We start from the raw sequence: 24459 nt of genomic DNA, 5'->3' as shown, positions 1-24459 counted from the left end.
GGGTTATCATTGCATCATAAAAAAATAACATATGAAAGCAATGAAATCAGTCAAATTTGCAATTAGCCCAACAATCGGTGCGATTATGCGCAGCATTTTATTCGTTAGCGCATTTCTTTCAACAAGCTGCTTTGCCCAAAATGTAAGTACCGTTAAGTCTGGAGATGGCCAGCAACCTGAAACGGTACCGCTAGAAAACTTCTCCGGGTATTATCAGCTTCCCAATAAAGCAGCTTTTATCCGGTTTGAACCAAAAGACAATGTACTTTTTGGCAAACAATTTTGGGGGGATAACAAAGAATATCAGCTTGTCCAGATCAATGAAACAAACTTTGAAACAAAAAAAGAAGGTCACAAAGTTGAATTCATAAAAGATGGTTCCGGTGAATTTACGCAGGCAAAGATTTTGGGAAGAATCACAACGGTAAAAGTCGGATTTGATCCAACAATAATAAAACAGCTATCGGCAGCACAACTTAAAAGGCTTGAAGGAACTTATATCTTGACGGATGACAATAGCTTTAAGCTCGATATCCGATCTTCAGCAAAGGGATTGACGTTAAAACAGCTATGGGACAATAAAGAAATTACCTTTATGCCGCGAACGGAAACTTTTTTCCTGAATGAGGACGGCACTTTCCCGCTGACATTTTTGTTGAGTGATGGAGAAGCTACGCAGGTTACCTGTTTTGAAGACGATGTATGGTTAAAAGGAAAATAGACGATGATGATAAAGCGAAGGGTATTTAGTGGCTTTTTTTATTGGATGTACGATTTTTTGTTGGGGCGACCAGCGCAATCGCACAGCAGATATCAGACGAAAATTTTAACTATCAATTCCTGTTCCGGCATACCCGATAGGAAGCGGCCCCCTGATCGTGTTTGATGAAGCGCATAACAACGCGTCGACATTAAGGGGAGCCTATGCCGCTTTTGGTAAACTGCTCGCAAGTGGCGGCTATCAAGTAGTGAGCAGTAAAGAAAAGGTGAGGCGTCAATATTATACATTGGTTGGAGGATAGAAAATTATAAATCTAAAGTAGCTATACGACATATTCTCTACTACAACTTCCATCTAATAAAAAGTACAATCAAAAAACTAACATTCTTAAATTGTTTTACCGTCAAAGCAGAAAGCGAGAACAGCCACGGCCAATAGCTGTCGGGATTCGTGGGTTCGAAGGGGTATGGAAACTATGAGAATCTAAGGTAGGGCCTGTGGCAGGATTGGCTGCGTTGCGTAGCCCCGCACACATGGCTGCAGCCATCCTATGGAGGGTGGTCACAGCCAACAAGAAGCGGCCCTTTGAGCCTTTGCTTTTGTTATTTTACCGCTCGCTCGAGTGAGCTCGGCTCGTTGTAAAATAACAAAAGCCCCTGCTTCGCAGGAGCTTCTTGTTGGCTGGTCGGGGTGGCAGGATTCGAACCTACGACCTCCACATCCCAAATGTGGCGCGATACCGGGCTACGCTACACCCCGATGCTGGTATCAGCTTTAATGCGCTGCAAATATAGCCTTAAGTTTTAAATTGTCAAACGATATTTTAAGTGCTAATACTAACTCGCTGAAACAAAATATAATAATTTATTTATTGCTCTGCTGCACTATGCAAATGTGCGTAGAATTGCTTTAACTGAATTGAAACGGATAGCTTGTTCCCGTTCGTCTTTCAAATTTTTTACTGAAAGACTAATGTCGGATCAATTTAAATGAAATGCCAAGCGATTCGTGTTCGTCTAAAACTATAAGCGGTTAACTTGATGTTTTGAGCAGTTGTTTGATATACGTTCCCGTTAGCTAAGATGCTATAATAAGATGCAAATTTTGTATATGTTAAGCGTCCGTTTAACACCTAACTTGGCCTTCTTAAAGCTAACCGCAAGCAGGTAGTGCATCACCTGCTTCCCATATAAGTTTAACAATTATGATAAATTATCTTAAACGGACAAGAGAGTGGGGCTCCTTTTTTTCTACCCTTCGAAATGGCTTTTTTTGTTTAATGCTTCTTTCGGTCGTTTTTCGAGCGGGTGCATTTGAAATGAATGGAAGCCTTTTGAAGCGACAGTTGAGGCTTACGGGTACGGTAAAAGATGCAAAAGGCACACCAATTGTTGGTGCAAGCGTATCCGTTAAAGGTACAAAAGTTGGAACATCTACCGATACAGATGGCCGATTTGCTATCAGCCTGCCAGCTGGAGGCAATCTCATTCTGGTTATTAATCACCTGGGGCATGTAACAAGAGAAATACCGCTGAGTGCCGGTCAATCTAGCATTCAAGTTACCTTGCAAGATAGCGAAGAAACACTGGATGAAGTAGTTGTAATTGGTTATGGTGAAGTAAAAAAGCGCGATTTAACCGGATCGGTGGTTTCCGTAAAGGGGGAAGATTTGACCAAGGTGCCTGTTACGAGTCCGGCCGAAGCTTTGCAAGGTCGCGTGCCGGGGGCTGATATCACCCGTAACAATGGTTATGCCGGCCAAGGGGCATCGATTCAGTTGCGCGGTAACCGATCGATCGCAAATCCCGAAAGCTCTAATAATGTACTTTATATTGTAGACGGTATACAAGGTGTCGCCGCGCAAGACGTTGATCCCAATGATATTCAATCAATTGAAGTGCTGAAAGATGCTTCGTCGACAGCGATTTACGGATCTAGAGGTGCAAATGGTGTAATCTTGATTACGACAAAAAGGGGCACCAACGAAAAACCTAAATTGAATTACAATGCTTATGCAGGTGTCTCGAAAGTAGCAGGTTACGGCGAGTTTATGACTGGCCAGGAGTATGTCGACTTTCGACGAGAGGCATATCGTGCTGTGGGTACCTGGAATTCGTCCGCGGATGATAATAAGATTTTGAACCCACTCCAATTGCAAGCTTTTCAAAACGGGCAGTTTACCAATTGGAGCGATCTTTTGTTGCACAATGGTTTCCAACAAAATCACCAACTCAGTGTGAGCGGTGGTGGAAAGAATACAAAAGTGTACTTTTCCGGCGCTTATTTTCAGGAAAAGGGTTTGCTAAAGATGGACGAATATAAACGTTATTCGGGGCGATTGAACATCGATCAAACGATTAACAGCTGGATGAACGTGGGCCTGCAATCGCAATTTGCTTACATCGATAATGATATCCGTCGTGATCCGCTCAATCAGGCGTCCAAAATAGCGCCATTGGGACTTCCTTACGATGAAAATGGTGAATTCAACTTATTCCCCTTACAGGGAACGTTGATCAATCCTTTAGCAGATGAGCAGCCTGACGCCTACAAACGGAACACCAAATCCAATCGAGCTACTGTTTCCGGTTACATTGAGTTGAAGCCTCTTAAAGATTTATCAATTAAATCTACCTTTGGCGCTATATTTTCAACCTCCGAAGCGGGCAATTTTTATTCCCAAAATACCATCGACGGAAAAGGTTCCCGTTCCCAAGCTTCCATTACGAATAACCAGGATCGCAATATCAGTTGGGAAAATGTCATCACCTATAACAAGCAATTTGCCGACCACTCCCTGCAATTAACAGGTGTTACAAGTTACCTTTCGTGGACGAATACCAACAGCTATGCAGGCGGTAATAACCAATTGTTTCCCTCGCAATACTATTATAATATTGGGGGGGCAAATCAAAACCCTTTCTATGGAAGTGGTTACGTAGAAAGTAAACTGTTATCATTTAGCGGTCGGATTAATTACAGTTATAAAGGTAAATACCTGTTGACTTTGACGGGTAGAAATGATGGTTCCTCTAAACTGGCAGCCGGACATAAATGGGCCTTTTTCCCCTCAGCCGCGGCTGCTTGGCGGATTGTGGATGAGGATTTTATGAAAAACCAGCAGGCATTCAGCGACTTAAAGCTCCGGGTCAGTTATGGGGTATCGGGTAATGACGTAATCAGTCCTTATGCCACGCAGAATTCCGTTGTTGTGCAAAACTTCTCTTTTAATGACGCCAATGCTGCCAATGCCTATGTCATTAACGGGCTTATCGGCAACAATACTCTGAAATGGGAATTAACAAAAACCATGAATATAGGTGTAGATTTTGGTCTTTTTAATAACGTGTTGACCGGTAGCGTTGATTACTATCATGCAAAAACCGACGATCTGATCTTCCCTTATACTTTACCGCTTTCTACCGGTGTCACCACCGTAAACCGGAATATAGGAAAAACACAAAACAAGGGGATTGAGTTAAGCCTTACCTCACATAATATTCAAAAGAATTCATTTTCCTGGAATACAAACCTAACCTTTGCACGTAATAATGAAAAAATCGTCGCTTTGCCAAACGGCAACGTAATCGCCGATGATTATCGCGAATCGCTGATTGTCGGGCAACCCGCGCAGATTTATTACGATTACAAAAAAATAGGCATTTGGCAATTAGGAGAAGAAGAACAGGCCGCCCAATATGGTGCCGAACCGGGTGATATCAAAATCGCAGACCTGAATAATGACGGGAAGATAGATGCTTTTGATCGTACAATCATTGGACAGCGTGTGCCTAAATGGACAGCCGGTTTGAGTAATGACTTGCGGTTTAAAGGATTTGATTTGAATATTCTGTTAGTAGCACGCGTTGGGCAGTGGATCAGTTCCGATTATTATGCAAAGTATAAAAGAAATGGCTTAGAAAACGGCGCACGCATTGACTATTGGACACCGGAAAATCCGACGAATGATTATCCAAGGCCCAATGCCAATAAAAACTCAAATTACGTAACTACGCTTACCGAGCGACAAGCATCTTACGTAAAAATCAGAAATATTACACTCGGTTATAATTTTCCATCGGCCCTGATAAGCAAATGGAAGTTACAAAGCCTTCGGATATATGCTTCGGGTAAAAATTTGCACACTTTCAGTAGCTTAAAGGATTTTGATCCTGAAGGTGAGGGTGTTATCGATCAACCCTTAAATCGTCTGTTCGTTTTCGGACTTAATGTTGGATTTTAATGAGCGCGTTGCGCAACAAAAAATATGAAGAATTATCTTGAAATTGCAATCGGAAAACCTAAAGGCCTATGTGCGCTTTTTCTTTCCTTCCTATTGGGATCTTGCTCCCTGGATGAATATAATCCGGGCGGAGCTACCGTTGAGAGTCTATTCAATACGCCGGAAGGAATTGAAGCAGCTGCCAATGGTACGTATACCTATAACCAAAAAATATATGGAAAAGAACAAGGTTACGCCTTACTCGAAATGGGAACGGATATCTGGACAGGAGGGGCTAATAGTGGCAACTCCGGCACAAACGGTGTATATCCCCAACCACCTTTGATGAATTATCAGGGATTGATTTCCGACAACGTTTGGGTGAAGTCTAACCTTTGGCAGCCGTGTTATGCCGGTATCAATTTAGCTAATACCGCATTAAAATATCTTCCGGAGGCGGGCGTGGAAGCCGCCAAGGCGCCAATCTTAGAAGCAGAGTTGCGCTTTATGCGCGCTTGGTACTATTGGCATTTAGTGGAGTCGTTTGGCGATATTCTCTTTACGCTCGAACCAACTGAAAGTATTGTTACAGTAGCTAATCGTACGCCTGTCGATCAAGTGTATGAGCAGATTTTTGCCGATCTGGAATTTGCCGTGGAACACGCACCCTTAAGTAATACGGATTACGGAAAAATTACGAAACCGATAGCAGAAGCATTTATTGCGCGTGTTTATTTGACTAGAGGCCGCTATGAAGAAGCCTTAGATCATGCTCGACATGTGATTAACGACTATGGGTTTAGCCTGATGCCGAATTATGCTGACCTTTGGAAAATGGATCATGAGAAAAATCAGGAAATTATCTGGGGATTAAATTATTCAACTAATCTGGAGTTCAATGATGGAAGTAATGTGGGACATTCCATGTACTTAATGGAATATGATACCCAGCCGGGTATGTTGCGCGATGTGGTTAACGGTTATCCCAATGTACGCTATATGCCTACCAAATTTTTGTTGAATCTATTTAATGAACAGGTCGATTCGCGCTATCAGGCTTCCTTCAAAACTACCTGGTTTTGTAATGAAACCGATGCGGCAAAGAGACCCGATGGAATGAATTTGGGAGATACGGCTATTTTCTGTAGTAAATACGTGCTTTCGCCGGAAGACCGCGCCGGGAAGATCTATAAAATTTATGATCTTAACGACGTCTATCGGGAGAATGGCATACCGGCAGATCGCTTCCACTATATTTCCTTGAAGAAATTTGAAGATCCTACCAGGGCTTCTGCAAACGAAACGGAAAGTGCCAGAGACGTTTTTGTTATCCGACTGGCAGAAATGTATATGATTGCCGCCGAAGCTGAATTACAGTTGGGCAACCAGGCGGAGGCAGCCAACTATATCAACGTTGTCAGACAACGTGCGGCATTGAATAAACAAAACCCCGAGGAAATGACTGTAAGCGCTTCAGCGGTGACACTCGACTTTATTTTAGATGAACGGGCCAGGGAGTTTGCAGGTGAACAGCTGCGTTGGTTTGATTTGAAACGAACCAATAAATTGCTCGAGCGAGTGCAGGCGCACAATCCTGATGCGGCTCCTCATATCAAAGAGTTTCATCAAATACGGCCGATTCCGCAAAGTGAACTGGATGCGGTTACCAATAAAGATCAATTCAAGCAAAATCCGGGTTACTAAGGGAATTTAGGCCTTGGCAATAGAAATAGGATCATATGGAAACATATGATCCTGCGTTGTTATAATTTCACGGTTGAGGTACGAGATTCAACTCCAAAGTGCCGCCCTTAACAAGCGCTTCAAAGGGAAGCTGAAGCGTATTCAAGCTTCTTCCATTCAGTTTTGCGGCCTTGGTATAGCGAGGGCCTTGCCCAATTCGTTTAGTGGTTATAATAAATTTTCCAGGCCGAACAGTGGGCGGTAAATGAATGATGACTTCGTCAAATAAAGGTGTGCCGATTTGTAGCGAGGGGGTGGGGGCTGTTAATCCGGCTACATCGAATAGTCCCATACCGGCCAAAACATACCAAGCGCCCAATTGCCCTTGGTCTTCATCTTGCCCATAGCCATAACCATGTATACCGTCTGTACCATAGAATTCATTGCAAATAGCATGTACCCACTTTTGCGTTAGATCAGGTCGCCCCGAAGCGTGAAAAAGCCAAGCTACATGGAGGTTGGGTTGATTACCGTGATTATATAAACCCTGTATACCGGCAAAGGCATCGATTTCCCGGCCACCACCAAAGACATTTTTTTGCGATTCGCGAAAAATACTGTCTAAGCGATGGTTAAAGGTTTTTTTACCGATAAGGTTAACCAAACCTTTCGGATCATGGGGCACGTAAAAAGTATACTGCCAAGCATTCCCTTCTTGAAAGCCCCGCCAAGGAGCAAAAGGGTCAAAATCGGACAAGAAATGACCGGTCTCATCTTTCGGCCTGATAAATTTAGTGCTTGGGTCATAGAGTGTTTTCCATGCGTTGGCCAAGTCGGAGAATGTTTTGAAGTCGGCTTCCTTACCCAAGGATTTAGCAAACTGTGCAGCAGCGAAACTCGAAAAGGCATATTCAAGTGTATGCGAAGCGCCAAAGGGTGAACCCTTTCGGTTTAATTCGGGCTTACCCGTACTGTCAGGGATATAAGGGGAAAAGCCTTTTTTTACAAAAACGCCAACGTCTAACTTTCCTGCGCCTGGTATACGCTTTTCACTTTCCAGCTCATTTTTCCGTACGGCTTCGTAAGCAAGGGCTATATCGTAGTTCCGTAAACCGACATTGTAAGCAGCGGCAATAGCCAAGCCCGTAAAATTAGTTCCTACGCCCGAAACGTACTTGCTCGTGGCAATGCCGTCACCTAACCAACCGGCGTCTTTATACACAAGTAACTGACTTTGAATCCAGTCTTCATAATATTCGGGGTAAGCAATTGACCACAGCTGTGTCAAGTTCCAAAAAGCGCCCCATATTGCATCCGTATTATAATGCGCGTGTATGGGCTTTCCTTTTTCGTCTAGCGGAATCTGGCCCATACTACCATTATTTTTTGGATAGGAGCCATTCACATCACTTGCCAACCCTCTTCCCAAAAGCGCATGAAACAAGCCTGTATAGAATTTTATCTTGTCTGCCTTTTTACCGCCATTTACGCGAATCCTGCTAAGATATTGATTCCAACGCTGATATGCACGTTGCTTGGCTTCATCAAAAGAAAGGTTGGACGCTTCAGCTATTAAATTCTTGCGCGCGTTGTCTACGGATGTATAGGAAAGTCCGACTTTAATGTTCACTTGTTCACCCTCATGCGTATCAAAACGTAAGTAGGTGCCCACACCTTTCCCTTGTGCTATCTGTTGTCCGGGATGGCAGAGGCTATCAACAAAGGTACCGAAGGATTTCGGCTTTTTATCAAGTTCTGCGTAAAAATAGAGGGTTACATTGGCGTTCTCCTGATACTTCTGCACGTAGGCAGGTTTGGTAACTACATATCCCTTAACAACTTGCTTGTCGTAATGAACAGCGGCGTCTACAACCGGGCCACTTTCGCCCATTTGATGACCGATGTCGAAAATTATGTTTGCAGAGTCCGTTGCCGGGAAGGTATAACGATGATAACCAACCCTTTCTGTTGCCGTTAGCTCCGCAGTTACTTTGTAATCTTTTAAATAGACCCGATAGTATCCCGCCGTAGCATGTTCGTCTTTTTTATCGAAACGGGAGCGGTAACCGGCGTCAATCTCCTCCAATTTACCCGGACGTGTTTGCAATGTACCCGTTGTTGGAGCAAAAACAATACCCCCGATCTGAAACTCGTGAAAATTTGGGAAGCCTTCGATCGATTGATGCCGCTCGTCATAACCCACGGCTTCCCAGCCTGATGGATTGCCGTAACTTCCATTGGTGCTGGGAGCTAACTTGGCCATACCAAAGGGCAGGGCCGCCGGTGTATAAAAGAAATATCGACTATGTGCTGTACCAATATTGGGATCCACGTAGCGAGTCAAATTTTCCGTTTCTTGAGCCCTTAAGATTGTAGTCGAACTAAGGGAGATAATGAATAGATAACATAGATTTTTTATATTGTTCATAATTTAGCATAGATATAAGCGATTTTTATAATCGACGTCTTCTCAATATTGATCTATATGTATGTACATATATTGCAAATATATTAATATCCCTTAACTTGTCAAGTTTTATGTAGACAAAGGGAGCAAATCGGTTGGGCTTTGCAGTTTTAAAATTTCATTTGTATAAACAAACGATTTTAGGTTCAATGCGCCATTGGCAACAGTGGGTGAACGATAGGTCTAAAAGCGCACGCCAATAGAAACTCACAGAATAGTTAATGCTGAGCTAAGCAAGTTTGTGTTAATCACGTCTGCTTTCTACCGTAAAGGTGAAACTGTCGGCACGGTAATAACCTAAATTGTATTCAATGGGCCGACCTGCTCGGTCGAATACAAATCGTTTTCGGAATAGGATAGGCTCGCCTTGATTGATCTCCAGCTTATCTGCAATAAATTTATTGGCAGCTTTCGCATTGATTTCCTCTTGCGATAGATCTGCGACAATGTGATAGTCTTGTTCTAGTATTTCGTAGAGGGGTCGTTTAAAGTCTTCATCGCCGGTAAGACCTACTCGCGGATGGAAATAAGAAATAAAGTATACAAAAGGATCATCCTTTTTACCACGCAGACGCTCCAGCTTCAAAATTTTTCGATCCTCCTTTAATTCAAAGAAATCGGCAACATGAGGTTCAGGCAACACCCAGCTGACATGCAATTCGAAGTTTTTGACTTCAATGCCCCGATTCTTCATCTCTTGTGAGAAGCTGAGCCAGTTTTTTGACTTGGAGCTGAACTTGGTGGAGGCCACCTTGGTACCGAAACCTTTCTTGCGGATTAACAGCTCTTCGTACACCAACTTATTAATGGCCAGGCGCAGGGTTGTTCGTGAAATGGCCAGCCGCTTGGCTAATTCCACTTCGTTAGGTAGCAATTTGCCTTGCTGGTATTCCGGTGCCTTGATTAGCTCCCGTAAAAGCATTTCGGCCTGTATGTGCAAAGGAACCGCACTTTTGTGATCTATTTGAAGTTTCATCTTCTCCATTTGGTAGGCTAAATTAAGATTATTTGCAGAATTAAAAAAATAGACATATGTTTGTATGTACATATGTACTATATGTATTTTCAAACCGAAGAAAAATTATGAAGGCATACCTCTTATTTATCATTATTGTTGTTTCACTTGGAGGCTTCCTATTTGGTTTTGATATGGCCGTGGTTTCCGGTATTATTCCGCTGGTCAAAGAAGACTTTGCCCTCACTGCATTTCAAGAGGGTTTATTTGTATCATCCGCGCTAATCGGTTGTATTATAGGTGTGGCTTTTGCTGGTAAGTTGAGCGACCGGTATGGACGGAAGTCACTTTTGATAGCGGCCGCAGCACTTTTTTTTCTGTCGGCAATAGCTTGTAGTTTAAGCCCCGATTTCTTTACCTTGTTAATCGCAAGGTGCTTGAGCGGTGTCGGCGTAGGAGTCGCTTCCATCGTGGTACCGCTTTATATTGCTGAGGTATCACCGGCCTCTTCGCGGGGTCGTATGGTTACCTGTTATCAACTGGCTGTTACCATTGGTATTTTAATTGCTTATCTCAGTAATGCCGCAGTGCTCCAATACGATTGGCAATGGATTGATGGTTCCTATTGGCGTATGATGTTTCTCATCGGCGCAATCCCGGCTCTGTTGTTCTGGTTAGGACTTTATCGCATTCCCGAGAGCCCGAGATGGCTGATGCAAAAAGGGAATGAAGGCCGGGCTGCGGAAGTAATTCGACGTTTACGGTTAACCGAGGTAATCAGCGCTTCTTCAGTAACGCAAGAAACCGGTAAGGTCTCCCTTTGGAAGCCCATGTACCGGCAAGCTCTTCTTCTTGGCTTATTACTGCCATTGTTCTCACAATTGAGCGGTATTAATGCCATTATCTATTTCGGTCCTACGATATTAGTGCACTCCGGACTTTCCTTAAGTGGATCGCTGCAAACGCAAATTTACTTTGGCCTTGCCAATGTCATTTTTACAGGTATTGCTATCTGGAAAGTAGACAGTTGGGGGAGACGCCCGCTTTACCTGGTGGGTTCCGCAGGCGCTACGATCTGCTTACTATTAACGGCTTGGTTTTTAAATCTTAACATGGAAAATTACGGATGGTTATTGGCGCTTCCCATTCTTGGCTTTCTGCTTTTTTTCGCCTTTTCCATCGGACCACTCAAGTTTGTAGTAGCCTCCGAAATATTTCCGGGTGCTATTCGTGCAAAGGCGATGGCCTTAAGCGTGTTGGTGATGTGGGTAGCGGATGCCATCGTCGGGCAGCTAACACCCATCATGCTCGATGCCTGGGGAGCAACCTGGACCTTCCGATTTTTTGCCGCATGCTGTGCGGTGGCCTTTTTAGCCGTGTATGCTCTTTTGCCGGAAACAAAAGGAAAAACCTTGGAAACCATCGAAGCCTATTGGCAGGAAAAATTCAATAAAAACAGACGCGGGGAAAATAGCAATTAAATAACGTCTACCTATAAACTAACCATAATTAAAACTTAATGAGATGAAAGAAACAAAAATGTACAAACGCTGGAAGTTTTACTTCCTGGGATTCGTAATCCTGTTGGCGACTCAAGCAAATGCGACCACGATGCAGGGCATCTTACTTTCCGGACAAGTGTTCGAGGGCATCGGAACTGACATTACCTTAGCGGGTGCCAGTGTTAGCGAAAAGGGAACGGGGAACGGTACGATTACCGATGCCCAAGGGCGATTTCAACTAACAGTAGCAAATGAAGAGGCTGTACTGGTATTCAGTTATATCGGTATGCAGCCGCAAGAAATTACGGTGGGTAAGCAGCGCACCTTCAACATTAATCTTCAATCAGATGATGAAGCTCTGGAGGAGGTCGTTGTTACGGGTTATGGTACCCAGCGTAAGTCGGATCTAACCGGTTCTGTCGCCGTTGTCTCGTCAAAAGAACTGCTGAACGTTCCGGCCAACAATATGTTACAAGGTTTAAAGGGTAAAGTATCCGGTGTGAACGTATTCCTCAACTCCGGTTCGCCGACGGGGAGTCCTCGGGTGCTCATCAGAGGCCTGGGTACGATTAATTCTTCCTCTAACCCGCTTTATGTAGTTGACGGTGTGGTAATGGAGAACATTCAATTCCTGAACCCAAATGACATTGAACGCATGGAAGTCTTAAAAGACGCTTCCTCTACCGCAATTTATGGTGCGCGGGGTGCTAATGGGGTCATTCTTGTGACCACCAAACGTGGTGCACCAACGGAAGGTCTTGTGATTGGTTATGATGGCTTTGTGAGTATGGGCGTATTGCCTAAAAAACTGGATGTACTGAATTCGGCGGAATTTTTGGAGGTAATTGAGCGCGGTTTCCAAAATTATAGCAAATACAATCCCAGCGGTACACCGCCCGTTTTTACCAAATCAGATCCTAGGCTTTTCGATGCACAGGGAAATCCGCTGTACGATACCGATTGGCAAGAAGAAGCCACGCGAACTGCCATTTCTCACAACCATCAATTATCGGTATTGGGAAAATCGGAAAAATCATCCTTCGGTGCCTTTATGAATTACAATAAAACGGAAGGCATTATGCTCAATAACTGGCTAGAGCGCATTAATGGTAAACTTGCTTATGACGCCAATCCGAAGAAATGGTTGTCATTAGGAACCAATATACTCGTTAATTATAACCGGGGAAATGAATTTGAAGAGGAGGGAGGCCACCAGATGCCCAGGAGGTCGATGTTGGAAATGCCCTCGATTTTTCCGGTGAAATTTCCTGACGGCACTTGGGCACACAGTGGAATGATCAGTGATGCATATTCGCTCGAAGCCATCCCTAATCCGGTACACGTGCTGACTACACAGGATCGCTTCCGGAAGCGGACACAAATCTTCGGAAATACCTATGCAACCTTTCATATCTTGCCCGGACTTGACTTACGTACCCAATTTGGTTTCGATAAGCAAGATAACCTCATTCAGAATTACGATCCGACAGATTTGATTAACATCTCGGCACCGCTGGGTTATGCTTACATTGAGAACCAACATTCGTTTTACTGGCAGGAAGAGACTTATTTGAACTATAACAAAGAGTTTGGCGATCATCGTATCAACGGGGTGCTGGGGCTAAGCTGGCAAGAGCGGACTGCCGAAACGGATGCGATATCAGCAAGAGGGTTTTCCGATAATTTCTTCCGCTTTAATAGTATTCAGGCGGCAAGTCAACCCGGAGCTCCTACCTCTTCGTATGACCGCTGGTCAATGAACTCCTATTTCTTGCGTGGAAGCTACAGCTACAAAAGTAAATACCTTTTGACATTTACGGGTCGTGTCGATGGTTCCTCGCGCTTCGGAGCGAACAATAAATATGGGATCTTTCCCTCCGTTGGCTTGGGTTGGGTATTGTCTCAAGAACGTTTCCTGGCAGATATGGAGGCCATCGATGAACTAAAATTGCGTTCGAGCTATGGTATAACAGGGAATACAGAGATTCCAACCTATCAGTCCTTAGGTACGATCTCTTCAGAAACAACGTTGATCAATGGCACACGCGTTTCACAGAGTTATATCAACCGTTTGCCGAATCCCAACTTGGAATGGGAGAAAACCAAACAGTTTGATATCGGGATGGACCTATCGCTATTTAATCGTCGCTTGAGTTTTGGCTTCGATTACTACCATAAGCTAACTACAGACCTCTTGCTGGATCGTCCGGTTCCAACATCCACCGGCTTTGCTGCCGTTCGCGACAATATCGGCTCCGTTTCGAATAGAGGTATTGAGGTGCTAATAAGTGGCAGCCCGGTAAAATCCACCGATTTCAGTTGGGAAACAACACTTAACTTCAACTATAATAAAAACAAAATTGAGGCATTGGGCGCGAATGACGAGGATATCTTTCCCGGACCAAACTGGGTGTCGGGTAGTCAAACCATTTTACGGGTTGGCGAAAGCCTCAGCTCTTTTTGGGGTTACAGACGACTAGGAACCTGGAGCACAGCCGAAGCTGCCGACGCAGCTAAAGTAGGCGCGATTCCGGGTGAGGCGAAACGCAGCAGCGAACGTACCATCATCGGTAAAGGTCTACCCGATTGGACCGGCAGTTTCATCAACAACTTTCGTTATAAAAACTTCGATTTAAGTGTTGATTTACAATTTGTATTCGGGGTAGATATTCTACAACAGTTCTTCCATTCGATGGAAGATCGCACCGGTTATTCCAATGGTTTCAGATGGACATTAACGGACAGCTGGACAGAGGAAAATCAAAATACCATGATTCAACAAATCCGGAACGGTCCATACTCCGGCCAGAATAGTGAAGTTGACGATCACTGGGTAGCCAATGGCTCGTACCTTCGGGTTAATGCCATCAGTTTAGGTTACAATTTTGGGAATACACAATTAAGCAAAATCGGATTAAAGAACTGGCGGATTTATGCAAGCGTTCAGAATGCTTTCCTCGTCACATCTGACAGCTTTAAAGGATACGATCCGGAAGCTACCTCTTGGGGAACGAACCAATGGGGGCAGAATATATACTTTCACCAGTATCCACGGCCTCGAACGTTCACCTTAGGCACTAGTTTTCAATTTTAAGTGAGGCGATATGAATCCATTGAAAATCTTAAAAGTTGATCAAATGAAACCAATTATCATTATATATTTAATAGCAGCAGCTGCAATTTTCAGCTCATGCAAAAAATTTCTCGAAGAGGAACCTAAAGATGAAATAGCCGGCAGTCAATATTTCACGCAGCCGGAGCACGCGATCAATGCCGTTAACGGGCTCTATAGAACGGGAGCACCGCTACTTTACGACGGTGCTGGTACGCATTATTCAGGTGCAAAAATGTTCTTCGGCCCGTATCTAACAGGGTATATAGACAATGAATTTAAGGGGCAGGAGGTACATGTGCAACACGCCCAAAACATGACTTTCAATGCAACCAATCTATCCACCTATTTTCAGGATATTTGGAGTATTTTGTACAGCGGTATTGCGCGGGCTAATAACGCTATTAAATATATTCCTACAACACCTGGTTTGTCAGACACGCAGCGTAATCAGTTGTTGGCAGAAGCGCGCTATTTTCGGGCGATGGGCTATTTTCAACTCGCCCGGCTTTTTGGTGAAGTGCCACTGATTACGGAACCTTATGAAACACTCGAAAATCTAAACGTTGCTAAAAGCCCGTTGGAAGAAGTGTATGCGCTGATTACTACCGATTTGGAGTTCGCAGTCAACGAAGGCGAACTGGTTGAAGCAACCATGCCAAACAATGGGGGGCGAATAACCAAGGGTACAGCTGCCACGCTTTTAGCGGATGTTTACCTTACTATGGGTGGTTATCCTTTACAAAAAGCGGAGTATGTCAAAAGCGCAACGGTTGCCAAATCCATTATTAAAACCGGAATTTATCAGTTAACTACACACGACCGTAACGCGGATGGTGCGGTTAACCTAAATAGTACGGCTTACAATAAATTGCGTTTGGTAGATAATAACAGTGCCGAATACATTTACTACTATGAGTTCGCTATAGGTATTTCCACTTCCACCCACGTACATTGGGCTTTCCCGGCTACAGCGGCATCGTCTACGGCTTTTGCCATTACCAATAACGCTTATGGGCCCTCTACTAAATTTTTGCAAGGTTACAGCCGCGAAAATGATCTTCGTATTCAGGAAAAACAATATTTCCATTCATCATTAACCCGATCAAATGGTACAACGCTGAATTTCGTTACCGCTCCTTATATGTGGATGGATGATGAAGCGACCTTTGAGACGGCTAGTTCAGGAAAGGATTTGCCGATTTATACCTATTCGGATGTGCTATTAATCGCTGCCGAGGCTATCGCCCTCTCGGAAGGTGTAACGGATGAAGCGATCAATTACCTCTTGCAGGTTAGGGCAAGAGCGCTGTGGAAGTCCGATACCAATCAATTAAGACAAAGTCTAGCGGGCCTGTCGGTTGAGCAATTTGTACAAGAAGTTTGGAAAGAGCGCTACCGCGAATTAGTATTTGAAGGTCGTCAATGGTTCGACATTCAACGGACGCGCATGTTTCCGGTACCGATCGGAGATGGCAGTGGCGACATTCGTTTCGAGCCGGTTATCGGCCATGCTAATGACAAAGGTGCGATTATACAAGAAAAGAATTTATTATTACCAATCCCGACAGACGAACTGCAAAGGAACCCTAGTTTAACGCAAAATCCCGGCTACTAGCGATGCAACAGCCAATAAGATGTCGATAACTTGAAAGTCGACTAAGGATAAAAGAAGATACCAAAAAGAATGATTAATATTATGGAACAACAACAAAAGGAAATGGATTTAGCCAATGGAAAAGTAAACCTGAATTATGAAATATGCCCAACTTATCCGGTGCAAGGCGAAATTTTCAAAGGCTTTGATGCGTTGGCTGCCAATATTTTAGGCGATTTGCCTCTTTGTTTACTTGATGGCTATATTGGTGTCGATTGGCATGCCGTGGTGAGCAATTTGGAAGCATCGTTTAAACGCCTTGGTAAAGAAGTGCGCTTCGTGTCGGTTGATCAAGCTTTATTGCCAACATCGAGCATTGAAACCATGGTGCGACCTTTTCTTGGTGGTGATGATCCAATCTTTGGAACGAAGACGTCCTTATCCTTAGTCGACTTTTTTGATAGAGACCGACTTAAAAGTCTAATGCACAAAAGTGATGCACAGCAAATAATCATATATGGCTGTGGTGCCGCATTGTGTAATCCGACAGCGCCGATAATCTATGTCGACCTCCCTAAAAACATTATTCAAAAGCGTATGCGTGCGGGTTCCGTGCGAAATCTAGGCGCTCAGCAATTGCGGGATAACAAGCAAACCTACAAACGTTTTTATTTTGTTGATTGGGTCGTCTTAAACAAGCATAAAAAAGCGATATTGCCTCACATCAGTATCATGGCGGATCAACAGGAACCGGATACCATCACTTGGATGTATGGCGATGCCCTTCGCAAGACGCTTAAACAGATGTCACAGTCTTTTTTCAGGGTAAGACCCTGGTTTGAACCGGGTGTATGGGGAGGACAATGGTTAAAAAATCATTTACCCGGCCTAGATCAGGATGTTCCGAATTATGCTTGGTCTTTCGAGATGATTGTTCCGGAAAATGGACTGGTGCTAACCGACGGCGGAAATCAATTGGAGATTTCTTTCGATCAATTGATGTATCAAGAAGGCGAAAATGTGTTAGGAAAAGCACATCGGCGTTTTGGTGATGAATTTCCCATTCGCTTCGATTTTCTCGATACCTACGATGGAGGAAATCTATCCATTCAGTGCCATCCAAGAACCGCTTATATTCAAGAAAATTTTGGTGAAAGTTTCACACAAGATGAAACTTATTACATTGTTGATTGTGAGGATGATGCACAGGTTTATCTTGGCTTTCAGGACAACATCGAACCCAAACGTTTCAAACAGGAACTGGAGCAAAGTTTCGAGAAAAATGAAGCCTTGAATATTGAAGATTACGTGCAGCAATTTCCAGCCGAAAAGCATGGCCTATACTTAATTCCAAACGGAACAGTCCACGCTTCCGGTAAAAATAACTTGGTGCTGGAAATCAGTGCCACGCCTTATATCTTCACCTTCAAGATGTACGATTGGGTGCGACCGGATTTAGAGGGGAATCCACGTCCATTGAATATTGACCGTGCTTTTGACAACCTTGATTTCTCACGGAAGGGACAAGCTGTAATAGATACATTGATCTCCAAACCGGTGCAGCAAGTACTTGATGAGCAAAGCAGCGTGATGCACTTGCCAACACATCCCGAACATTTCTATGCGGTTTGCCGTTACGAATTTGACGATCGCGTCAATATTTTAACGCAGGGGCAATGCCATGTATTGATGTTGGTAGAAGGGGAGTCTATTGAGCTTACAACGGCTAATGGATTGAAACAGGTGTTTAATTTCGTCGAAACCTTTGCGATTCCGGCAGCTGCTCATGGTTATAGCCTTCGCAATTTGGGACAAAAGAAAGCGAAAGTAGTGGTAGCCTTCGTGAAAGACGAAGCTTGTTTAAATCAATAATAGAATGATGCGAATAAAAAAATATATATGGGCTTTGTTTATTGTAATGATGTCCTTTATGGGGCACGCCCAAGAGGATTTAAAAGTCTTATGGGAAATCGGTAAGCTCGATCAGAGCCCACATGGAATGGCCCTGGCGCCTAATGAATACCAGCAATTTATTGCACATGATTTTGGTTTTGAAGACCGTTTTTTTTTGATCGGTTATTCGGATCCCAATGAGGAGTGGCCCTATGTGCTGCCTGGGCCCGCAACGAAGTGGGGAGGTACCGGGCCAACAGCGGGTATACGTTCGCATGTGCTAAACATTGACTTTGAGTTAGAACAGCTGAATAAAGCAGACAAGTTTTATTTCGAAGCCAATATATTGCAGACTGATCCACTCCATGCGCCGTTGTTGAAAGTTATCATCAACGGACAGCCCCATCATTTTCAGCTAAAAGGTGGTAAAGGAAAAGTTGAACCCACCGGCCCTTTTTTGAGTACAGATACCCAACGGGTTGAGATACCAATACCACCTAATTTGTTAAGAAAAGGCTTCAATGAGATTCAATTGACCAGTCTTCAAGGGGGATGGCTTGTTTTCGATAACCTACTATTGAAAGGCCCCGGTACCGTTTCGATAAAATCGGCAAATAATGCCTTGATTCGTCATATTGAAGCTGCTGATTATGACATGGAAAAAGCAGGTACGCGTTATCAACCCTTGTTGATCGATATTTCTCCACTAAAAGGACAACCAATCCTGGAAGTCAAATTGGAGGGGCAACCGATTTTTAAGCAGGCACTTGATTCAGGACGCCACATTCTCGAGGCGCCGATGCCTGCCGTTAAACAAGCTAAAAAAAGTGCATATGCCGTGTTTATCGATGGACAGTTGATGGAAAGTGGCGAGGTGCTTCGTTCTGCTCAAGGTGAAGTCAGCCCCGCAACTTATGTCAACACCATGATGGGTGCGGCTCATTCACGGTGGATGATCGCCCCGGGACCTTGGATGCCGTTCAGCATGGTGAAATTGAGTCCGGATAACCAGAATAGTGGTTGGCAAGCGGGGTATGATCCTACCATTGAATCAATCGGTACCTTTAGCCATATCCATGAATGGACGATGGCTGGTTTGGGAACCTTTCCAACGACTGGCCCCTTACAAATCGCTATTGGCGACGAACATCAGCCCGATAGCGGCTACCGATCACGAATTGATAAATCGACTGAAAAAGCACCCTTGGGCTATTATCGGGTAGATTTGACCGATTATGATATTACGGCCGAGCTTACCGCCGGTACGCGAAGCAGCTTGCAGCGTTATACGTACCATCGTGGAGACACTGGCCGAGTTATGGTCGATCTACAAATTCCAAGTGAATATCCTTATGAAATTGAGGAAGCAAGTTTGAAGCAAATCACCCCTAACCGCATTGCAGGTCACAGCAAACAATTGTCGAAAAATGTCTGGTCGGGTGGTGTTGATCAAGCGTATACCATATACTTCGTGATGGAGTTCGACCAGCCTATTCAAAAGCTTGGCTATTGGAAAGATGGTCAGGTGCTACGGCAGTCGGAATTATCCACAGGCCATGTAAAGAATGCTGGTATGTTCGTAGAGTTTGACCTGAAAAAGAAGCATACCGTACAAGTCAGAACCGGTATTTCCTTTGTCGGTTTAGCGCAGGCGGAGCAAAATTTGATGGAAGAAATCAGTAAACCCTTTGGCTGGTCGTTCGATAAAGTCGTTGCCAATCAACGAAAGGTTTGGAATGAACTGCTAAGCCGCGTGCATATTGAATCGGATGATCTCTTTCAAAAGCAACGTTTCTACACCAATATGTATCGCTCCCTGGCGAGTAGGAATACCTTTAGTGACGTAGATGGAAGCTGGGTGTCTGCAGATGAAAAGGTACGCCGTTTTAGTGATACAAGCGACCGGGCGTTGGGTTGCGACGCCTTTTGGAATACCTTTTGGAACCTCAACCAATTTTGGAACTTGATTACGCCCGAGTGGTCAAACAAATGGGTACGATCGCAGCTGGCGATGTACGATGCCAATGGCTGGTTAGCAAAAGGACCTGCCGGAATGGAATATATACCGGTTATGGTGGCTGAACATGAAATACCGCTTATTGTAGGCGCTTATCAAATGGGAATCCGCGACTATGACGTAGAAAAAGCGTTTGAAGCGGTGCACAAAATGCAAACGACGCCACCAGGTCCGGTAGAAGGAGGTTATGCCGGTAATCGCGATTTGGCTACCTACCTTCAGCATCACTACGTTCCTTTTGACGAAGGTAGGTTCTCCAATTCTTTGGAATATAGTTATGACGACTGGACTGTCGGCCAGTTTGCTAAGGCCCTCGGTAAAGAAAAAGAGTACCAAATTTTTGCTGATCGTGGATCTTGGTGGAAAAATGCGATTGATACAACAACGGGCTACGCACGGATGCGGGATAAGAAAGGAGACTGGTTGCCTGATTTTGATCCTTTCAAATCAGGAGCCAATAAACACTATGTAGAGGGCAACGCTTGGCAACTTACCTATTTCGTGCCGCAGGACGTTGCCGGCTTGGCACAGTGCATTGGTGAAGATACCTTTACCAAGCGGCTGGAGTGGGGGTTCGGTGAAAGCTATCGCTGGCGCTTCAACGGTCCGAACGACCAGTATTGGGATTATCCGGTAGTACAAGGTAATCAACAGTCCATGCACTTCGCCTTTCTATTTAACTGGGTTAAACGCCCTTGGCTAACGCAGAAATGGAGTCGTGCCATTGTGGAACGCTACTATGGGCACGGTGAAGCAAATGCTTATTTGGGGGATGAAGACCAAGGACAGATGAGTGCTTGGTTTGTTGTGAACGCGCTGGGGCTCTTCCAGACCGATGGGGGAACCCGTGTCAACCCAGTCTATGAAATCGGTAGTCCTATTTTTAAGACAGTTACGATCCATTTAGGCAAGCGCTTTGGAAGAGGCCAAAGCTTCACCATAGAAGCGAAAAACACAAGTAAACGAAATATGTATATACAAAAAGCCTATCTGAACGGAAAAGAGTGGAATGATTGCTGGTTGCCAGCCGCTGAGGTGCTAAAGGGTGGAAAGCTTGTTTTGGAGATGGGACCCGAACCTAATAAAACATGGGGTATCAATGGTATTCCGCGGGCGAACTAACCAAATTAAAAAGATAAAAAATGAAACCATCATGATTTATTCAAACCACACAGGGGAATGAATAAATCTGATAGCTTCATCACCACTAAAAAGCAAATTTAAATAGATGAAAAAAATAACAATCATCTTATTCCTTATTTGTCTAGTTGTTTACGCATGTAATAATCAAACGAGCAGGAATAAGGAACAGACATTGGCAGAGGTAATTGCTGCTGACAGTAATCTAAACATTGTAAAAGAGCGAGCCTTAAAAGTGGTAAGCACAGGCTTTAATGCAGGGGATGGATATCGGGAAGTTTGGATTCGTGATTATAACACTTTTATAAACCTTGCCGCACACGTTCACCCAAAGGATACGCTAAAGGATAACTTGATTATTTTTTTTCAGTTGCAAGGAGCAGACGGCAATATTGTTGACGGTTTTGTGCCAAAATCAACCGTAAAATCGAGTAAGGGAGGCTACGATTATATCTATAACGATCTTGCACCACACTATGCCGGCCATAAGAATACCGTGGAAACCGATCAGGAGACCTCGTTAATACAGGCTGTTTACAAATATGTACATGCAACGCAGGATACCGCATTTTTAAACACCAAAGTCGGTGCAACAGCCGTACGGGATCGCATGGAACAAGCCTTGTCTTTTCTAATGAATAAACGCTATAATGAAAAATATAGCTTGTTATGGGGCGCTACCACTGCCGACTGGGGTGATGTGCAGCCCGAACATGATTGGGGTGTTTACCTGACCGACGATTCGCACTTGGCAATTGATATTTATGATAACGCCATGTTTTTGATCGCCCTGGATAATTTTATGGAGATGGTACCGGAAAAAACTAAAGAGTGGAAGCCTATCCGCGAGCGTATCGCAGCGCATACGATGAAGCATCTTTGGGATAACAAGCATCAAAAATTTATTCCCCATCTTTACCTGAACGGCTCACCCTTTGATAATACTTTTGACGAAAATGCAATATACTATCATGGAGGTACAGCCGTAGCCATTGAGGCTGGCTTATTGAACCAAGATCAGATTAAAGTTTCGCTAGATAAGATGGTGGCCAATGTAAAGGAGTCGGGCGCCGCAACCATTGGTTTAACACTTTACCCAACCTATCCCGAAGGTGCGTTCAAGAACAAGGGCATGTATCCTTACGGTTATCAAAATGGGGGAGATTGGACTTGGTTTGGCGGACGAATGATTCAGCAGTTAATCAAGTATGGCTTTCAAAAAGAAGCCTATGAACAACTAAAGCCGATGGTGGATCGTGTGATCAAGAATAACGGTTTTTTTGAATGGTATACACGTGATAATAAACCCGAAGGATCCGGTACGTTTAGAGGGGAAGCGGGCGTCTTATATGATGCCATTATTTCATTAGAGCAGTATGTGCAAACAGCAAATTAAAATAGAATATAGCCTGTTATTTCAGGCTATATTCGTAACTTCTACCGTGTTTGGTAGCTTGAATAAAATCATTCTTTAATAAATAGGATAAACGCACGGCAACAGCCTTTTCAACTTTATAAGGGTCCGCGTCGGGTTGCGCTTTGGTTAAGACTTCTAAGATGTCGTCTTTATAACCAGATCCGATTTTAGTGAGCGCATAACTGATCTTCTGATCTAGTTTGCTGTTAACGTTAAAAGTCTCCTGCGGAGCTAAGGCTTTACCTGTTCCCTTCCGCTTTTTAATGGAATCATCAGGCTCAGCTGAATCACTTTTAGTTTTGTCGGTAACTAAATTAAGCGACTTAGACTGAGCGATCGCATTGATCGTTACTTCAATGCTTTTTAGTTCGTCCTTGAGCTGTTGTTGCCTCAGCTTTAGAAATTCTACTACTTGTTTTTCGGTTATACTTTCAGTTTTCATTACTATGTCTTATGTCTATAACAAAAATATAACTAAATTTCAATATTCTGAAATATTATAAGACTTTAGTTCTCATTATTATATCATCCGCTTATGCATCAGTGCAAAAGCGCGCGATTCAATCGCTATTTTTAAGTTTGATATAGTAATGAAATCGGTTTTTTGAATTAAAAGGTGAATTTATGATTAATTAGGCAGTGGAGTGCTTTTAACGGGTCGTCCGAATTCGTTGAGATGAAAGACATCATTTAGTTCTATTGACATAATTGCTAGCTCTAATAAATGAAGCTCATGTTTGATGTGTTCTCTTTTTTTGATTAGGGATTCTAATTCTTGGAGGTTCTGACTGTTAGGCATGACTGTGTTGTTTTATACGACAAACGTAACAAATGCTTTTGTATGCGAAAAAAAATTACACAGATAGTGCTTTTCACGTGACAAAAAGCCTCCTGGCTTACACGAAAAAAATAAACGATACCTGATAACTCCGTTTCAAGCTAATTTATGGGTAATGCATAGCCTACGCTCAATGTAAAAATTCGGTTCTTACCCTCGGGGCCTACCGTTGTTGAAGTCACATTACCGTCGTCAATCCGTTGAATCTCTCTTGTTTTGTAAAGCGTTTTGAATCCCCAAGCAAAGCGGGCATCCACAACCAAAAATCCATCGTTAAAAGGAAACTCGACGCCTCCGCCAACCAGCGCACTCCAATCGGTACGATTAAATCGATTGTCAAAATCGACCGATCGGTCATAACTTTCGATTCTAAATTCATCGCTTTCTAATTTTTCCCTTCCTGCGATAGCATAAGAAAAAGAAGGGCCCGCGTTGAAATAATAACGAGTGCCGATTCCAAAATCAAAACGTGCGAGCAGCGGTATTTCTAAATAGTGCAACATGCTTTTTTGTCTGATGGTTAAAGCCTCCGCGCCGCTGCCGGCCGAAATATGGTCCGTGCGATTATTTCGCATGCTATAGTTTATTTCGGGCTGGAGGATAAAGGTGCGTAGTTCGTTCATCGCGATGTTTAAGCCTACGCCTGCTGAAACTCCCGGAGAAAAGCGCTGATCGCTCAAATTGGACGAAGTTTCACCGAAGTCGTATGTGTTTACATTGAAGCCCACTTGGGGGATAATATAGATCTCTTGGGCGAGGCATCGGATATGAATGAGTAAAAGCGAAATTAAAACTGTTTTTTTGATCATTGATTTATAGATTTGCAGTGTTTAGGTAACAATAATAGTGTTTCTTTTGTTTCATTTACCCGATGAATAGACATTTGTTCGTAATT

14 protein-coding genes and 1 tRNA gene are annotated in these 24459 nt (G+C 43.7%); 10 read left to right on the top strand and 5 right to left on the bottom strand.

Features of this window, described 5'->3' with window-relative positions:
- Positions 1-31 precede the first annotated feature (31 nt).
- The gene (locus EPX21_RS01460) at positions 32-721 is read left to right on the top strand and encodes a hypothetical protein (RefSeq protein ID WP_134087902.1); all 690 of its coding nucleotides are present in this window, start codon (positions 32-34) and stop codon (positions 719-721) included.
- Between the two features lie 157 nt (positions 722-878).
- Positions 879-1022, top strand: a complete 144-nt coding sequence (locus EPX21_RS22570) for a hypothetical protein (RefSeq protein WP_166670652.1) — start codon at positions 879-881, stop codon at positions 1020-1022.
- Positions 1023-1403: 381 nt separating this feature from the next.
- On the opposite strand, the gene EPX21_RS01455 is transcribed toward EPX21_RS22570, so the two are convergent.
- Positions 1404-1480 (bottom strand) — tRNA-Pro (locus tag EPX21_RS01455).
- 445 nt (positions 1481-1925) lie between these two features.
- On the opposite strand from EPX21_RS01455, the gene EPX21_RS01450 reads away from it, so the two are divergent.
- Entirely contained in the window at positions 1926-4964 is a 3039-nt protein-coding gene (locus EPX21_RS01450) for a TonB-dependent receptor (protein ID WP_134087901.1), read from the top strand.
- A 24-nt stretch (positions 4965-4988) separates the two neighbouring features.
- The gene (locus EPX21_RS01445) at positions 4989-6647 is read left to right on the top strand and encodes a RagB/SusD family nutrient uptake outer membrane protein (protein ID WP_134087900.1); all 1659 of its coding nucleotides are present in this window, start codon (positions 4989-4991) and stop codon (positions 6645-6647) included.
- A 67-nt stretch (positions 6648-6714) separates the two neighbouring features.
- Here EPX21_RS01445 and EPX21_RS01440 read toward each other — a convergent pair whose 3' ends face one another.
- Together EPX21_RS01440 and EPX21_RS01435 are read right to left on the bottom strand one after the other, a co-directional pair.
- On the bottom strand, positions 6715-9054 hold the full coding sequence (locus EPX21_RS01440) for a GH92 family glycosyl hydrolase (RefSeq protein WP_134087899.1): 2340 nt from the start codon (positions 9052-9054) through the stop codon (positions 6715-6717).
- A gap of 283 nt (positions 9055-9337) precedes the next feature.
- Entirely contained in the window at positions 9338-10069 is a 732-nt protein-coding gene (locus EPX21_RS01435) for a GntR family transcriptional regulator (protein WP_134088008.1), read from the bottom strand.
- A 107-nt stretch (positions 10070-10176) separates the two neighbouring features.
- Here EPX21_RS01435 and EPX21_RS01430 point away from each other — a divergent pair, with 107 nt between their 5' ends.
- From EPX21_RS01430 to EPX21_RS01405, 6 genes are all read left to right on the top strand, one after another.
- The gene (locus EPX21_RS01430) at positions 10177-11529 is read left to right on the top strand and encodes a sugar porter family MFS transporter (protein ID WP_166670651.1); all 1353 of its coding nucleotides are present in this window, start codon (positions 10177-10179) and stop codon (positions 11527-11529) included.
- 43 nt (positions 11530-11572) lie between these two features.
- Positions 11573-14644: a TonB-dependent receptor gene (locus EPX21_RS01425; protein WP_134087897.1), complete on the top strand. Its 3072-nt coding sequence runs from the start codon at positions 11573-11575 to the stop codon at positions 14642-14644.
- A 43-nt stretch (positions 14645-14687) separates the two neighbouring features.
- A complete protein-coding gene (locus EPX21_RS01420; RefSeq protein ID WP_134087896.1) occupies positions 14688-16280 on the top strand; it encodes a RagB/SusD family nutrient uptake outer membrane protein in 1593 nt (530 codons plus the stop codon).
- Positions 16281-16361: 81 nt separating this feature from the next.
- Entirely contained in the window at positions 16362-18131 is a 1770-nt protein-coding gene (locus EPX21_RS01415) for a class I mannose-6-phosphate isomerase (RefSeq protein WP_134087895.1), read from the top strand.
- Positions 18132-18135: 4 nt separating this feature from the next.
- Complete coding sequence (locus tag EPX21_RS01410; RefSeq protein ID WP_240768462.1) at positions 18136-21291, top strand: GH92 family glycosyl hydrolase; 3156 nt, start codon at positions 18136-18138, stop codon at positions 21289-21291.
- 106 nt (positions 21292-21397) lie between these two features.
- On the top strand, positions 21398-22705 hold the full coding sequence (locus EPX21_RS01405; protein ID WP_134087894.1) for a hypothetical protein: 1308 nt from the start codon (positions 21398-21400) through the stop codon (positions 22703-22705).
- 16 nt (positions 22706-22721) lie between these two features.
- Here the strand turns inward: EPX21_RS01405 and EPX21_RS01400 are convergent, their stop codons facing one another.
- Positions 22722-23168: a soluble adenylyl cyclase-like protein gene (locus EPX21_RS01400; RefSeq protein ID WP_134087893.1), complete on the bottom strand. Its 447-nt coding sequence runs from the start codon at positions 23166-23168 to the stop codon at positions 22722-22724.
- A gap of 497 nt (positions 23169-23665) precedes the next feature.
- Positions 23666-24373, bottom strand: a complete 708-nt coding sequence (locus EPX21_RS01395; protein WP_134087892.1) for a porin family protein — start codon at positions 24371-24373, stop codon at positions 23666-23668.
- Positions 24374-24459: the final 86 nt, after the last annotated feature.

Origin of the sequence: Olivibacter sp. XZL3 (genome assembly GCF_004368405.1) — a bacterium.
GTDB lineage: Bacteria > Bacteroidota > Bacteroidia > Sphingobacteriales > Sphingobacteriaceae > Olivibacter.
The sequence above is the reverse complement of the archived record's forward strand: the minus strand, read 5'-3'. Positions and strand labels throughout refer to the sequence as shown.